Origin of the sequence: Cryobacterium sp. CAN_C2 (genome assembly GCF_015751745.1) — a bacterium.
Lineage (GTDB): Bacteria > Actinomycetota > Actinomycetes > Actinomycetales > Microbacteriaceae > Cryobacterium.
Window position 1 is genome coordinate 79,817 of record NZ_JADOUX010000008.1, and the last position, 15,109, is coordinate 94,925.

A 15,109-nucleotide genomic window follows, 5' to 3' on the forward strand; every position below is an offset into this window, starting at 1 on the left:
ATTGGTCGTGCCGATACCGACACTGATTCGGGACATCCGCTGTTTCGAGCCTATTGCGTCCCGCACGGCCGCTGTCCCGCTGGGCGGCAAGCGCACGTGTGATGGGTGTCGCACACTACGGCGACGTACTGACGGGTCGAGACCGCAACCACATGCCCGACCTGGGGTGAAACGGCAGCAGGAGGTGCAGCAGGAGCCCGGACAACGCGGTGAACGTCACCGCGCCGATGGCGCCAAAGTTCGTGAACTGCGCCTCGACATTGACTCCGGCCAGGGTCGTCAGGGTCCAGCCGAGCGCCCAGAAAGCGGCCACACCGAGGGCCCACAGCCAGCGTCGCCGGGCGCGCGGCGGCAGCGCGACGGCCTGCGCCGCGCCGAGCACGAGCCCGGTGATCGCTCCCATCAGGGCCAGTTCGCCAAGCGTCGTTCGGTAGTTGACAGCGGTCGAGCCCAGGAGCAGCCCCAGACCCATTCCAATCGCCGACAACGGGATCCACATCAGCGGATCGAGGCGTCGCCGGCTGACCAGTACCTGGCCGAGGCCGATGACGACGCCGCAGACCGCCCCGCCGATGAGGGCCGACACCGGGTTGCTGACCCGCCCACCCACCGCGGTACCGGCCAGGCCCGCGATCGGAAAAGCAAGAATTCCGACCAGCCACAGCAGCCAGGTCGAAAAAAACGTCGGGTTACGAAAGCTGGGATTGCGAAGACGACGCCGCATTCTGGTCACGTCTCAGCGCCAGCCGGCGGGGCCGGTCGACCGGCGCGTTCCGGCTTGCTCGGAAGGACAAAAGACGATCATTCTAGTCATGCTACGCCCAACCCGAGGCGAAGGCACGGCCGACTCTCACGCACCGGCAAACCACTGTTAGCGGCCGCCCGGTATGGTTTTTGATACGGACCAGCTGATCTGAACCGGAATCATGCCGCTCGACGACTATCTCGCCGACGAGGTGCACGCCTTCGCCAATGCCCTGGAAGAGTCGAGCGGGGTACGTCTACACCTGGTCGACCGGTGCCGGTTCGGCGATGGGGTGGTGTCCCCGCGGTACCGCACGCTCGCTGAGTGACCGCGCGCGGCATCCGTTTCGGTGAACTAGGCGGCTGATTCCGCAGTAGCGCCGGCCTCCGGAGACGCTAACGGCGTGATGTAGGAGTAGCCGGTGGCGATGTTCTTGGTGATCGACAGCACGAGCTGCATGTTCGGTTCGAGGGCGGTGACCTTGTCGAGCGGGGCGCCAACGACGAGCTGAAAGCCGAGGCCCCTCCACGCGGCGACCGCCCGGCCGGCGAACTCCGCGTCGGATTTCACGAAGCCCTCGTCGAGGAAGACCGGGGCGAAGCGCGGCCGTGTGCGGCTTTCGTCGCCGAGCTGAAAACGTAGGGCGGCACCGACGACGAAGGCCACGAGTTCCTGCGACTCGCCACCGCTTTTGCCGCCGAGCGAGGAGTACGTACTGACTTCGACGCCCTCCTGCGTGACGCGCACGGCGGTGATCTCGACGTGCGCTCGTACGTCGAGCAGTAGGTCGCGCTGCGATTTGTTGGTGCCGTCGGGCCGGCGGATCAGGCTCATGAACTGCTGCAGCCGGGTGAAGCGGTCTTCGGTTTCGTCATCACTGAAGTGCTCCGTTGCACCCGAGGAGAGCACCTTGAGCTCTTTGCGAAACGCCGTCGCGTCGTCGCGGTGCAGGCGGCGCAGGGCAATCTGCAGGCGGTCGCGGGTCGCGCCGAACGGCAAGGTCGCGAGAATCTCGTTGATCGGCCGCAGTCGGTCTTCGATTTCTTCGATCGCCGTGTTGAACGCGCCGGTCAGCGGCACGAGGTCTTGCCCACTCCACGCCGATAGCCGACGTTTCCATTCCTGACGCCGCTCGGAGAGGCCGAGGGTGCGGATTGCGTCGAGAATGTCGGTGTAGCTCGTGACCGACTCGAGCCCGACGCCGATGTTGGGGTCGGGCCAGCGTCCCTGGTAGGTCTCGAAGATGCCGATCATGGTGGCGCGATCGCGGGCGGCGCTGTCGCGATCCTGCGCCGACCGGGCGATCAGACGCTCGCGCAGGCGTTTCAAGCCTCCGGCGAAGCCGGCGAGGTCGTTCTGGTCGGTGACGAGCGCGAACTGCTCGGAGAGGTGTGCAACATGCTCCTCCGACAGGGTCAGACCCTCACCCCGTTCGATCTGGTCAAGCCGAGTATTCACCGTGTCTTGCGCGTCGACGATGCTGCCCTGCTCCTCGGCGAGCACGGCACCGGTCTGGTCGGCGGTGTGCCTGAGCCTTTGCGCTGCGTCGAGTTCGAGGGTGAGCCGGCCCTCCTCGTCGCTGAGGGCGCGCAGAATGTCGCTGCCGGCCAGCATCCGTTCTTGCTCGGATTTCTTCTCCAGAATGCGCGTCACGGTCGCGGCGACGTCGATGGTCGACCAGTCCGTGTCAAGAATGTGCTGGTGAACGGCCTGTTTCTCGCGCAGCTGGGTGAGGCTGTCTGCGATAGCGGATGCCCGCCCCGCGATCGCGTCGGCCACCCGCCCCTGCACGGCCAGCTCCGCCGTGATGTCACCGAGCCGAGCGCTGCTGGAAAACCCAATGATCGACTTCTGGCCGGAGTTCCAACCGTGAGCGCCGCGGGAACCATTACGGGTCTGCCCGCTCGGCGTCACCCGTGCACCGTCACCCACCAGCTCGGACGGGGTAGCCACGCACAGCGCGTCGAGGTTTGAGGCCCTGAGGCGTGCCTGCACCCAGCTGCTGAACGGCGAGTTCTTCACGTCGAGCTTGCCCGACACGTAGTGGGGGTCACCGGCCAGGTCCTGGTGCAATTGGAGCGCCACACCTTCAAAGTGAATGCGCACGGGCAGTTGTAACGGGTCGATCGCCGCGCTCAGGTGGGCGAGCCTGGTCTGGTCGACGAGCAGAACCCGCACGACCGACGAGAGAGTCACCTCGGCGGCCTGCCTCCAGCGTTCTTCACCGGCGGCGAGGTCGATGAGTTCGGCCACGAACGGCAATTCTTCGGCCGGAATTCCCGCGGCCTCGGCGATCAGCAGCCGGGCATTGTGCAGGGGCTGCGGCACCAGACTCTCGCGCCCGGTCAGGAACGCGCGTTCCTGTTTGAGTGAGCGGATGCTCTCCTCCACCGGGTACGACTCACGCTGCAGTGCCGAGCGGGTCCCCTCCAGGGCTATCTCGGCGGCGTCGAACCCGGCTGCAAAGCGATCAGCGTCGCGCTGGGCGGCCGAAAAGGACGCGGCGGAATCGATCGGCGCGGCCAGAGTCTGCACCCGACTGTCGAAGTTTGCGCGCTCACGAGCCACATCGTCGTGCTGGTCGCCGAGCTGGACGAGTTCGTTGTGCAGCCGTTCGAGCACGTCACCGCCGTTGTTGCGCTGCTGCTGTTGCAGCTGGGCGACGCGGATTCTCAGGGCGGTTTCCTCGTCGCGCGCCTGCGTCACAGCGGTCTGGTTGGCACGGCGGGCGGCCCGGTTCGTGTCGTCGGCGCGCTCGAGCAGGGCTTGCTCGGTGCCCAGCTGCCAGAGCACGAACGGGGTGTCCCCGGTCCGGTGCACCCCGAAGGTGTCGACCAGGTCGGCCGTGGCGGTGGCGGTCTCGTACGCCTCGTTCAGATCGGGCAGGCGTTCAAGCACCTGGGCCTTCTGCGCCTCGGTGACCATGGCGCCGTAGGAGCGTTCGAGGTCTTCGAAGTGGTCGACCGCTTTGTCGGCGGCGGCGAAGGTGGCGGGTTCTTCGAGGACCATGGACTTGTACAGTCCGTCGACCGTTTTCACCTGCTGGCCGGCCTGGATGCGGGCCAGCAGTCGCAGGGCCTTGCCGCCCTCGCCGTTGGCGCCGATCCCAAGGCGGGTGTACAGCGTTTGGGCGAACGCCGCGTAGGTGTCGAACACATCGAGATCGACGAAGCGGGCTTTGAGAGCGCGCTTGTCGAACCGGCTGTCAGCACAGGAGGCGAGGTCGCGCAGGTCAAGGCACCCGTCGGTCGTGGCCATTTTCATGCTGACGTCGACGAACCTGTGGGCGCCGCGCGGCACGAAGTAGGCCCGCAGCACGGTGAACCGGCGCTGGTTGTCGTCGATGAAGGTCATGGCGATGGCGCCCCAGGTGGCCTCGTGCGCGCCGCGCAGAACCTGATCGGTCAATTCCCCGGTGCCGGCCTCCCGGTTGGCGTCGGTCTTGCCGCGCAGGTAGGTCATCAGGTTGCGCTGGTCGACGCTGCGGGCCCGGCCGGAGCCGGCGTCGTTCGAGGCGCCGTTGAACGGGGTGTCGGAGGGCATCATCAATGCGAGGTAGGCGTCGAGCAGGCTGCTCTTGCCGGTGCCCGACGCGCCGGAGACGAGCGTGGCCGCCGCGGCAAAGTTGATCTCGTGGTGGCCGTGAAAACCGCCCCAGTTGACCAGCTGCATCGATTCGGCGCGCCACTGGGTGGTCCCCTCGGTGGCGCCGTCGATGTAGAACAGCGGGGAATCTTTCATACGAGGGGCTCCAGGTGCGAGGCGGCGAGCGGTTCACTGTTTTCTTCGCGCAGCCAGTCGAGCAGTTCGCCGAGGCGTTCGACCGATAACATCACCTCGATCACCGCCGAGATGCGAAAGCGGTCGGGGTCGCTGGTTTTGAGAAGCACCCGCGCCTTGGCGAGGCTGTCGACGGCGGCCGCCGCCTTGCGAGCGTCGCCGGAGAGGTCGGTGGCGTGCTCCGGACGAAAGTGCGCGACGTTCTCGACCAGATTGTCGCGATCGACGAGCACGATGTCCTGTCCATTGGCCCGTTCGCTGCGAAAGCGTTGGCGCAGCAGCACCAGCAGAATGGTCTCTTCGCGGGTGTAGGCGACGTCGTGCAGCAGCGTGGGAAACCGTTCGCCGCCCTCGGCGAGGGCCTGCCTTTTGAAGGCGACCTCGTAGTGCAGGTCAATGTGCAGGTCGAGAAAGACATCGTTGAGGCGCGATTTGAGCAGGCCCTGCGACGTGAGCAGGGTCCGCCATTCCGCCGGCTGCAGGGCCGCCGAGATATAGCGGTGCTTCAGCAGCAGCACGAGGGTGCGACGCTGCTCCACGCTGAGCCCGCCCTCATCGCCCTCGAACAGCGAGAGGCTTGCCGGGTCGCTGTCGATAGCCGTATCGTCGGCGGGGAGGTCGTCGGTCACGTCGTCAATCATGCTGGGAACCCAAATCCTGGGCGGCCAGGGCCGCCGTGTCGTCGTCGGTCAGAATGCGGCGCGGCACGTCGAAAAGCCGCACCGAGCCATCCGGTCGCACCGTTGTGAAGCTTTCCAGACCAATCGGGCCGATCGGTGTGCTCAGCTGGGCGGCGAGCTGCAGGAGGCCGAGAATCTCCACCGGCCGGCGCAGGCTCGCGTCGAAACCATTGAACGCGACGCCAACGGATGCCGCCTCCCCCGCCCCGAAAGCCGCCACGAGGGCGTCGCGCAGCTCTTCGAGCAGCGGCCCACCCTGTTGGCGCAGGTCGCCGAGGCTCGGGGCTGCCGGTGCGGCGCCGGAGACGTCGGCCAGCGCGGGCGGCCCCGTGTGAGCGACCGGGTCGTAAAAGCGCTCGCGCAGATGTTCCACCTCGAGGGTGCCGGGCATGAGCTCGGCGGTAACCGTGGAGCGGGGCCTTGCGGTCTGCATCCAAGTCGCGAGTTCGCGGTTGACGTCGCGTAGTACCCGCTCCAACTCGCGGTCTTTCACGACGTCGTGGTTGACGATGTGCTCGCGCAGGGTGGTCGTGAGCCCCTTGCGCTGGGTGAGCACGTCGTCGATACCCTTGCGCAGCAGGGTCACCGTGCTCATAAAGCTCCGGCGTTCGTTCAGGCTCAGTTCGAGGGCGAACGGATGCAGCAGAATCGTCTCCAGGTCGGCCTTCAGCCCCTGCATGAGCGCGTCGTTTCGCAGCAGGGTGAACGCCCCCTCGAAGGCGCGACCCTCTGCGGTCGACGACATGAGGGCATCCGTTTTGGCCAGGTAATCGTCGAGAACCTCGCTGATCGGGCGTTCCTCGCCGCGAAAGTCGTTGATGATCTGCCGGTGCATGGCCGCGACCGACTCTTCGACCCGTTTGAAGTCGCTCGGCAGCTGCTGGATGAGGTCGGTGAGGTTCGCGTAGCCCTCGTGCATCTGCTCGTTCGAGGCGGGTTCGATGTCGCCCCCACCGGCGAGCCGGTCTCGTTCACTGGTCAGCTCGCTTATCTGCTGGTTGAGGCGGCGCACCCGCTCCTCACGATCGGGGTTGGCTTCGGTCGCCCGGTGGCGCACGGTGTCGACGATCGTACTGAGCCGGGATTCGCTGATCAGCGCCCGATCGCGGGCGAGACCGTCGACGAGCAGCAGCGCTTCGAGCGCGTGGCTGGTGAGCGAGTAGTGCTCCTCGTTGCCGTCGCCAGCGTCGCGAATCTCCCGGTACAGCCAGAGATCGTTCATCCACTGCACGCAGAGGGCCCGGCCGGTTTTCTCGGGGGCGTCGATGCCGGTGCTGCGCAGGTCGGCGAGGTAGGCATCCACTTGGGTGTGCAGCAATTCGCAGGGAACACTGCGGCGGTCCCGGCTGAACGAGCTCTTGAACACCGCGAGCACGAACGGCGCCCATTTGCGGTCGAGCAGGCGCAGGGTGGGTTTGTCGAAGGCTTCGCGCACCCACGCCAATTCGCCCGCAATATCACTCACTCGCTGGTTCCTCTCCAGCTCTCCACTTTAACGGACTGCGCGGGCCGCCCGTGACCCGAGCGCGCTCAGCCGAGCAGGCGCGGCCGCTTCCAGTCGGTGCCGTGCACGTGCTGGTCGAGAAAAGCGAACACGGTCTGGTACCAGAGCACCGCGTGCTGCGGCTTGAGTATCCAGTGGTTCTCATCGGGAAAGAAGAGGAACTTGTGCTGGGTGCTTCCGTCGGCAGTGGCGTGGTGTTCAGCGAGCTCCGACCACAGTCGCAGGCTCTCACCGATCGGCACCCGGTAGTCGTGGTCACCGTGAATGACGAGCATCGGCGTGACGATGTTGCGCACTGCCTGGTGCGGCGAATTGTCGATCATGCCCTGTTTCGAGAAAATGCTCTGCCAGTAGTGGGAGTTGTCGGTCGTTCCGTTGAACTGGTCGAGCGACCACAGGCTCGCGTGGCTGACGATGGCGCGGAACCGGTCGGTGTGCCCGGCGACCCAGTTGGCCATGTAGCCGCCGAAGGATCCGCCCATCGCCGCGGAACGGCTCTCGTCGATCTCGGGGCGGGCTTCGGCGGCATCGGTGATCGTGAGCAGGTCGGTGTACGGTTTGGCCCCCCAGGCGTTCCAGCCGCGCGCGATGAAATCAAGGCCGTAGCCGGTCGACAGCGCGGGGTCGGGCAGCAGCACCGCGTAGCCGCGGGCCACGGCGAGCAGCGGGCTCCACCGCCAGCTCCAGGCGTTCCAGCTGTTCAGCGGGCCGCCGTGAATCCACAGCAACAACGGGGCCGGATGCTCTGCCGAGGCTCCCGCAGGCAGCAGCAGCCAGGCACGCACCCGCGCTCCGTCCTCGGCCCGGGTCTCGACCTCCGTGATCGTGCCGGGAACATCGGGCAGCGCGGCCGGCGAGGCGAGCGGGGTTGTCACGCTCGAGCCGGTGTGACTGATGCGCACCGGATGCGCCGGCGCGATCCAGGAGGAGCGCAACGCCACGAGGTCACCGGTTAGGGCGTCGACACAGACGTTGGTGTAACTGAAGTCGTCGGTGGTGAGCTGTTCGGGGGCCCCGCCGTCGAGTGGCACACGAAAGATCGGCCCGCGGCCGTCGTGGTCGGCGGTGACGATGAGCGCGTTCGTGCCGCCAGCGCGCGGGGAGTCGAAGACCAGGCTCGACGGCCAGCGGTCCCAATCGGCGGCAAGACGACGCGGGTGGCCGCCGTCGAGGTCGGCGACCCAGATTTCCTGGTCGGCCGGACCCTCCGGGGTACTGACGAAGGAGCGCACGAAGGCGATCTGTCGGCCGTCGAGGCTCACCGCCGGCGACTCGAAGTCGACCTTCGATTCGTCGAACAGGATGGTCTGCCTGCCGGTCATGACATCGATCGACACCAGAACGTAGCGGCCGGACCGTTGCTCGGCGACCCGCAGCGCGGCGATCAGCGTGGATCCGTCGGGAGTCAAGGCCTGCCCGGCCGTATCCATGGTGCGGCCGGGCGTCGGCGTGAGGTCTCGGGGACGCGGGAGATCGGCGGGGTAGGGAGCGGGGGTATCCGTTGTGGATGGGGCAGTAGATTCGGCCCTCCGGTCGGCAATCGTGTCGTGCAGGTCGGCGAGGTCGAGTGCCAGCAGGTGCGGCTCGGCCGGGCCGAGGTCGTGGTCCCAGAAACGCACCGGGTAGCTCTCGTGCAGAATGGCCGCGACTTTCTTGTCGGCGCGCTCCTTGCGGACCGAGCCTTCCGCTTCGAGGTCGGCGGCGCTCGGCAGCAGATCGGCGCTGATCACGAGCGAGTTGGCGGCGGCGGCCACCGCGGCGATGCCGGATACTCCCCCACTGAGGCGAGTGATCGCGCGAGCCTCGCCGCCGGCGGCGGGAAGCAGCCAGAGTTGGGCGACTTCGGCGTCCTTGTCAGCGCCCTTGTCGACGCCCCTGCCGGCAGCGGCGTCGGGACGGGACGACACGAACAGAACGTCGCCGGCGGCCGTGAAGGCCGCTTTGGATTCGCCCATCGCCGACCGGGTCAGGCGGGTCGGAACGCCCGTACCGTCGGCGGCCACCGACCAGAGTGCCCGCTCATACGTGGTGCGATCCCGGGTGAGGGTGGCGACGGTGAGCACAACCCGTCGAGCGTCGGGCGAGAGCGCGAGATTTTCTACGCGGGGCAGCGCGATGTAGTCGTCGAGGCTGGAAAAGGGTGTGGGGTGCGACTCCGATGTCATGGTTCCACGCTAGCCGACCGGGGTGCGCACTCCGGGGAACTCTGTCGCCCCCGGCTATTTTGGGGATCCGGAGGGCCAGCGTTCGCGCGCCGCACTGCACTGTGGCCGGGACACGGCAACCGACGGATTCCCTGTTCAGGCCCCGGCGGCAGCCAGGGACGAATGTGACAACGGATGACGCAACCCTGGATAGCAGGAGTAAGTCGTGGCACGCTGGCTGCATGCAGGTTCCCTGACCAATCGACCCAAGGTAAACAATGTCTGTCACCGATGAGCTTCTGAAGAACAATGCCGTCTACGCGGCGACCTTTCACGGCCCGCTGCCGCTTCCGCCGTCGAAGCATCTCGCGGTCGTCGCCTGCATGGATGCCCGGCTCGACGTCTACCGGGTGCTCGGTCTCGGCGAGGGGGAATCCCACGTGATTCGAAACGCCGGCGGCGTCATCACCGAAGATGAGATCCGATCGCTCGCGATCAGCCAACGTCTACTCGGCACGACCGAGATCATCCTGATCCACCACACCGACTGCGGCATGCTCACCTTCACCGACGATGTCTTCAAGGAATCCATCGTGGCCGACACCGGCATTCGCCCGCCGTGGGCCGCCGAGGCCTTCACCGACCCGGCCGCCGATGTCGCGCAGTCCATTCGGCGCATCAAGGCGAGCCCCTTCATTCCGCTGAAGGATTCGGTGCTCGGTTTCGTCTTCGATGTTGCCACCGGCACATTGAACGAGGTCATCGACCCCGGCTGAATCCCCGCGCAATAGCGCAGTCATTTCCAGAGTCAATTCGGAGCGACGGCGAAGGTTTCCACAGTCACGCAAAACAGCCCGTACGCGCCGACCCGAAGCGTCAGGTCAGCGCGTCCCCGAGCGGCGCGTCTCCGACCAAGTAGAGCCGCTGCGTGGCCCGGGTCATGGCGACATAGAGCGCCCCGGCGCCGTGCTCGGAGGCCGCGAGAATGGCCGTCGGGTCAACGACGATGACCGCGTCAAACTCGAGTCCCTTGGCGTCCTGCGGCGTGAGCAGGGCAATCTGGCGGCTGAGGCCGAGCGCTCCGACACCGAGCAGGTCGCCGAATTCGGCGCGCAGTCTGGTTTCGAGGTCGTCGAGGCCGGTGTCGACGACGATCACGGCGAGGGTGCCGCCGACTCCGAGCGCGCGGTCGCGGCGAACCGCCACCGCGGCATCCGCTACCGTGTCGACCGGCCATTCACTCGACCGCACCGTGCGGGACCGCGTGATCGGCAAGCGGTGCGACATCGCGACCGTCTCGGCCGCCGTGGCGATCTGGCTCGGCGTGCGATAGTTCACGGTGAGCTCTTCAAGGCGCCAGCGACCGGCTTCGGGCGAGCCGTCAAGGACCGGTTGCAACGCCTCTTTCCAACTAGCCGATGCTGCAGCGCTCGCCGCCTGCGCAATGTCGCCGACGATCGTGAACGATCGGCGCGGACCGCGCCGCAACACCAGCCGCCACTGCATCGGGGACAGCTCCTGCGCTTCGTCGACGACGACGTGGCCGTAGGTCCAGCTACGGTCCCTCGCGGCGCGCTCACTGGTCGTGGACCGTTCGTCGAGTTCGCCGAAACTTGCGGCGAGGTCTTTCGCGTTGACGAGGCCCTTCACCTGCATGTTTTCAATGGCCGTTTCGGCGTTCTCCACATCGCGTTTGCGCTGTTCTTTGAGCGCGCGCTTCTTCGCCTGGTCGACCGCGTTGTACTCCCCGAGCAGCTCGGCCGCCTCATCGAGCAGCGGAATGTCGGCAATCGTGAACTCGGCCGTCCGCGGGCGCGCCAGCAGCTTGCGTTGGGCATACCGCCAGCGCGGGGTCAGCTCGGCCAACCACTGCGGCCGCGCGTACAGGTCTTGCAACAGTTTCTCGGGAGTAAGCGGCAGCCAGGCGGTGTTGAGCGCGACCCGCACATCGTCGGCCAGGCGCAGGTCTTCGCACAGCATCGGCAGGTCGGTGTCGTCCATCGACCGGCCCTGCTTCTGCAGCTGCTCGAGCCAGACCCGGGAGAGCGCGTTGATGGCGGTCTTCACGAAGGTGACCCGGGCCTCGTTGTGCGTTTTACCGGTGCTGCGGGCGCGCGCGATCGCTTGCGACACGAGCTCGGGCTGCAACACGATGCGGTCGCCGTTGACCACCAGCTGCTTAGGGGCGGCCGGGGTGCGCTGCCGGGAATGCACGGCCCGCTTGATCACGTCGGCCATGAACGCCTGGCCCTTCAGTGCCGCGACCGCGGGGGCATCCTCTCGAGTCGCTTCGACGCCGGGAAAGAGCTGCCCGACCGAAGCGAGCACCACGCCGGTCTCACCGAGGGAGGGCAGCACCGCCTCGATGTACTGCAGAAACGAGCGCGACGGGCCGATGATGAGCACGCCACTGTCCCGCAGCCGATCCCGGTGGGTATAGAGGAGGTAGGCGGCGCGGTGCAGCGCCACGGCGGTTTTGCCGGTGCCGGGGCCGCCCTGCACGACGAGAACACCGGCCAGCTCAGAGCGGATGATGCGGTCCTGCTCCGCCTGAATGGTTGACACGATGTCGGACATATGCCCCGTGCGTTGCGCCGTGAGCGCTGCGAGCAGGGCGCCCTCGCCCTGGTGCTTAATCGCATTCGGTTCAGAAAGCAGGGACGCGTCGAGGATCTCGTCTTCGATGCGGATGATGCTGCGCCCTTTGGAGAGCAGGTGGCGGCGAGCCCGGGCACCGAGCGGCGTGGCGGCGGTGGCCTGGTAGAAGGCGCTCGCCTGGGGCACCCGCCAGTCCAGCAGCAGCGGCTTGTGGTCCTCATCGCGCAGGCCGACCCGGCCGATATAACGGTAGACCGAGTCGCCGGAGTCATCGGGCACGGTTTCGAGCCGACCGAAGGCGAGCCGGTCGTCGACTTCGCGCAGTTGCACGATGCGGTCCTCATAGAGGCGAGCGAAGGTGTCGCGTTCGCTGCGGGACTGGTGGTTGCCGCCGACGTCGAGGCGGCGCACCGCAATCAGCTGATATTCGGCCTCTTCCGCCAGCGCGTCCAGCCGCGCATACAGCGCCCGGACATAGTTCTGTTCCCGAACAAGCTCCTGGTCGATCACGCACGCACCCCTTAAACCGAAGCCCCTAGTTTAGTCGCGGTCAGTGTGGGCGTTGCTGTGCGTTCGCATCCGCTCGGGTACCGAACGTGTCGAATATTTACGCACGTGTTCGCTTATTATCGGCGGCGGGAACAAGCTGTGGTCATGTCAGTGATCAAGGTCGCGCCGCTGGAGCATATCCGGCGCGAGCGCAGCAGCATCACGTGGACTCGCTTTCTTGCCGACGTACTTCCCTTGTTTGTCGCCGAGATGGACTACCCCCTCGCTCCGGCCATCGTCGCCACCCTCGGGGAGCGCGTGCAGGCCTCCGACACCGGCTATCTGGACGGCCCCGGCCCGCTCGCTCCAGCCGTCGCGCAGTTTGCGCTGAGCCGGTGGGGCTGGCATGTCGAGCCGCGCCATGTACACCTCGCGACCGACGTGAGCGTCGGTATCGTCGAAGCGCTCCGCCTGGCCGTGCCGACCACTGGTCGGGTGGCGATCACCTCGCCGCGCTCGAGATCAGCTTTGCCCGCGGCATCGACGCTTTTCTGCTCTGCAACCCGCACAACCTGCACGGCATCGTCTGGGATACGTTGACGCTCGAGACGCTCGCCCGCCTCGCCGCGCAGTACGACGTGTTCGTGATTTCCGACGAGATCCACGCGCCGCTCACCTACCCGGGCGTTGCGTTCACGCCGTTCGCACCGCTGGCCCTGGCCGCCGGCGCCCGCGCGGTCACCGTCACCTCGGCGAGCAAGGGCTGGAACGTGGCCGGGCTCAGGTGTGCGCTGGTCATCGCCGCCGATGATGCCACCAATGAGCTGCTGGGCCGGCTGCCGGACGAGGTCGCCTGTCGCACCAGCATCCTCGGCCTGCACGCGAACATCGCCGCGTTCTCGTGTACCGACTGGCTCGACAAGACAATCGACCAAATTGTCGACAACGATTCTCTGTTGCATTCCCTACCCTGCGAACACCTGCCCGCCGTGATTTACCACCGGCCGCACGCCAGCTACCTCGCCTGGTTGGACCTGCGCCATTTGGGTCTCGGCGAGAGCCCGTACCAGCGCATTCTCGACGACGCCCGCGTCGCCCTCAACAACGGCGAGTGCCTCGGCCTCGGCGGCCGGGGCTTCGCCCGCCTCAACCTGGCCTGCTCGCCCGACACCCTGCGCGATGCCGTCATTCGCATCGAGGCGCTCGTCGCGCAGTGCTGACGCTCGCGACGTCGTGGCGCCGATCACCGACCGGAACGGCGTCAGCTTCGCTTCCCGCAGGTGCACGTGGGCGAATACACCGATGAGAACCGCGGCGCGCGCATTCCGCCGCTCACCCTGAGCGCCGGGTACGTCTTCGACTCCTTCGACGACGGGGCCGCCCGGTTCAACGGCGGGTCACGCGAACACATCTACTCCCGGCAAAGCAACCCCACCAAAGCGGTCGCCGAGTGGCGGCTTGCGTCCCTCCAGGGTGGCTGCGCATGGAACGCCACGTCGACAACGCGATCGCGCAAATAATATTACAACGGGCACACCGGATCGGTCTGCGCCATCACCGTAACGGGCGGCACCGAGGATGCCCGCGCCGTCACGAACGGTCTGCGGGTGTTCAGCCGCATGACCGGCATCGTCGACACTCGCTCGATGGTGCTGCATCCCCACACCACCACCCACGCGTCGTTTGCCCCCGATCTCAACAAACGCCTCGGCATCACCGCGGGATTGCTGCGCCGGTCGGTGGGTATCGAATCGGTCGATGACCTTCTGGTCGACCTCCACGGGGGGCTCGACCGAGCTCCGACGAGACCATCGAGGTCGAGGGTGAGTAATCGTTCCGGGAAAGCTGCGGGTCGTCTTCCGCGTGGTGTTCGGGGGCCGGTTGGACTCGAGGATGTGCGTGCGGTCACCGACCATGACCGCTCACACCACACTTCCAGAAGAGCCCATCACAACAGCGAACCGGTTCAAACCCCGTCGTAACTTCGGCTTAGCTAGCAGTACCGCCGGCGATCGCGTACGACCACAACTCGCTGCCCACACCGACCGGGCGCGCGGCTGGCTCGCCTTCCTTCGGCGCCTCGCTGCGGTGCCCGTGAGAGAAGGACGGGGAGCTCAGCCACGCCTGGAACGATTCCTCGTCGGCCCAGCGGGTCACGACGAGCCAGATCAGGCGGTCATCGGTCGGCTTGAGCAGCTCGAACCCCTCGAAACCGGGGCGGTCGTCGACGGCGCCGGCGCGGGCGGCGAACCGGCGGGCCAGCTCGTCGCCGCCGTCGCTCGGCACGGTGATGGCGTTGATTTTAATGATCGTCATGGGGCTTCTTTCTGTTCGAACGCAGGTAGGTATATCCTCCATGCTGCCACTGTCTGCTGCATGGCCGCGCCATCATTCATTCCGCCGCACAATGCCGCAGCGCGGTCGGCGCATCGCTCTCCCGTTGCCCGGCCGCGTTCCCTATGCTGGAGGGGATATGCGACTTCTCTTGATCCGCCATGGCCAGACTCCCGGCAACGTTCTCGGGCGGCTCGACACCGCGCATCCCGGTCCGGGCCTGACCCATCTCGGCCTGCGCCAGGCCACCGCCATTCCCGATGCCCTGCGCTCCGACCCGATCGACGCCATCTTCGTGTCGACGCTGCTGCGCACCCAACTGACGGCGCATCCGCTCGCCGCCGATCGCGGCCTCGAGTTGCAGGTCGCGACCGGGTTGCACGAGATCGAAGCCGGGTCGCTCGAGGGGCTGCGCGATCGGGCATCCGTTCGCACCTACCTGGAGACTGTCGTGGCCTGGGGCTCCGGCGACCTCGAGAAGAGGATGCCGGGTGCTCACGACGGTCACGACTTCTTCCGGCGGTTCGACGCCGACATCGCAGTCGCAGCTGCGGGCTCTGAGGTCGCTGCGGTGTTCAGCCACGGTGCGGCCATTCGGATATGGACGGCGGCGCGCGCGCAGAACGTGCCGGCGACCTTTGCGGGCGAGAACGAACTCGACAATACCGGCGTGGTCGAACTCATTGGTTCCCCCGAGGAGGGCTGGACCCTGCTGTCCTGGGCTGGCCTGCCGGTGGGCGGAATGGCCCTCGCCGACCTCAGTGCCGCCGATCCCCTGGGCGAACCGCTCGACAACTGATTGTTCGCAGCAGGGAGCGTTGCTAGTTTCGACCAG

The 15,109-nt window shown here is 66.8% G+C and carries 13 protein-coding genes and 1 pseudogene; 7 read left to right on the forward strand and 7 right to left on the reverse strand.

Annotated elements, in window-relative coordinates:
- Window positions 1-115: 115 nt before the first annotated feature.
- Window positions 116-724: a hypothetical protein gene (locus IWX77_RS08440; protein ID WP_196844070.1), complete on the reverse strand. Its 609-nt coding sequence runs from the start codon at window positions 722-724 to the stop codon at window positions 116-118.
- 202 nt (window positions 725-926) lie between these two features.
- Between IWX77_RS08440 and IWX77_RS08445 the strand changes: the two genes are divergently transcribed.
- The gene (locus IWX77_RS08445; RefSeq protein WP_196844071.1) at window positions 927-1,073 is read left to right on the forward strand and encodes a hypothetical protein; all 147 of its coding nucleotides are present in this window, start codon (window positions 927-929) and stop codon (window positions 1,071-1,073) included.
- 26 nt (window positions 1,074-1,099) lie between these two features.
- Here the strand turns inward: IWX77_RS08445 and IWX77_RS08450 are convergent, their stop codons facing one another.
- From IWX77_RS08450 to IWX77_RS08465, 4 genes are all read right to left on the reverse strand, one after another.
- Window positions 1,100-4,486, reverse strand: a complete 3,387-nt coding sequence (locus IWX77_RS08450) for an ATP-binding protein (protein ID WP_196844072.1) — start codon at window positions 4,484-4,486, stop codon at window positions 1,100-1,102.
- Complete coding sequence (locus tag IWX77_RS08455) at window positions 4,483-5,166, reverse strand: DUF4194 domain-containing protein (protein WP_196844073.1); 684 nt, start codon at window positions 5,164-5,166, stop codon at window positions 4,483-4,485. The genes IWX77_RS08450 and IWX77_RS08455 overlap by 4 nt, the downstream gene beginning before the upstream one ends.
- On the reverse strand, window positions 5,159-6,670 hold the full coding sequence (locus tag IWX77_RS08460) for a DUF3375 domain-containing protein (RefSeq protein WP_196844074.1): 1,512 nt from the start codon (window positions 6,668-6,670) through the stop codon (window positions 5,159-5,161). Before IWX77_RS08460 ends, IWX77_RS08455 begins: the two co-directional genes overlap by 8 nt.
- 65 nt (window positions 6,671-6,735) lie before the next feature.
- Complete coding sequence (locus IWX77_RS08465; protein WP_196844075.1) at window positions 6,736-8,874, reverse strand: S9 family peptidase; 2,139 nt, start codon at window positions 8,872-8,874, stop codon at window positions 6,736-6,738.
- A 257-nt stretch (window positions 8,875-9,131) separates the two neighbouring features.
- Here IWX77_RS08465 and IWX77_RS08470 point away from each other — a divergent pair, with 257 nt between their 5' ends.
- Window positions 9,132-9,629, forward strand: a complete 498-nt coding sequence (locus IWX77_RS08470; RefSeq protein ID WP_196844076.1) for a beta-class carbonic anhydrase — start codon at window positions 9,132-9,134, stop codon at window positions 9,627-9,629.
- A gap of 100 nt (window positions 9,630-9,729) precedes the next feature.
- Here the strand turns inward: IWX77_RS08470 and IWX77_RS08475 are convergent, their stop codons facing one another.
- Window positions 9,730-11,961, reverse strand: coding sequence for a UvrD-helicase domain-containing protein (locus IWX77_RS08475; protein ID WP_196844077.1), 2,232 nt, complete (start codon window positions 11,959-11,961; stop codon window positions 9,730-9,732).
- A 144-nt stretch (window positions 11,962-12,105) separates the two neighbouring features.
- On the opposite strand from IWX77_RS08475, the gene IWX77_RS17075 reads away from it, so the two are divergent.
- From IWX77_RS17075 to IWX77_RS08490, 4 genes and pseudogenes are all read left to right on the forward strand, one after another.
- Window positions 12,106-12,540, forward strand: a complete 435-nt coding sequence (locus IWX77_RS17075) for a hypothetical protein (protein ID WP_297413096.1) — start codon at window positions 12,106-12,108, stop codon at window positions 12,538-12,540.
- On the forward strand, window positions 12,537-13,160 hold the full coding sequence (locus IWX77_RS17080) for an aminotransferase class I/II-fold pyridoxal phosphate-dependent enzyme (protein WP_297413095.1): 624 nt from the start codon (window positions 12,537-12,539) through the stop codon (window positions 13,158-13,160). Before IWX77_RS17075 ends, IWX77_RS17080 begins: the two co-directional genes overlap by 4 nt.
- 66 nt (window positions 13,161-13,226) lie before the next feature.
- A complete protein-coding gene (locus IWX77_RS08485; protein WP_196844078.1) occupies window positions 13,227-13,460 on the forward strand; it encodes a PLP-dependent transferase in 234 nt (77 codons plus the stop codon).
- Window positions 13,461-13,487: 27 nt separating this feature from the next.
- Window positions 13,488-13,922, forward strand: a pseudogene (locus tag IWX77_RS08490) (PLP-dependent transferase); the annotation flags it as partial.
- A 7-nt stretch (window positions 13,923-13,929) separates the two neighbouring features.
- On the opposite strand, the gene IWX77_RS08495 reads toward IWX77_RS08490, so the two are convergent.
- Complete coding sequence (locus tag IWX77_RS08495) at window positions 13,930-14,256, reverse strand: antibiotic biosynthesis monooxygenase family protein (RefSeq protein WP_196844079.1); 327 nt, start codon at window positions 14,254-14,256, stop codon at window positions 13,930-13,932.
- Between the two features lie 157 nt (window positions 14,257-14,413).
- Between IWX77_RS08495 and IWX77_RS08500 the strand changes: the two genes are divergently transcribed.
- Window positions 14,414-15,073 (forward strand): histidine phosphatase family protein, encoded by a 660-nt coding sequence (locus IWX77_RS08500; RefSeq protein ID WP_196844080.1) that lies wholly within the window; start codon window positions 14,414-14,416, stop codon window positions 15,071-15,073.
- Window positions 15,074-15,109: the final 36 nt, after the last annotated feature.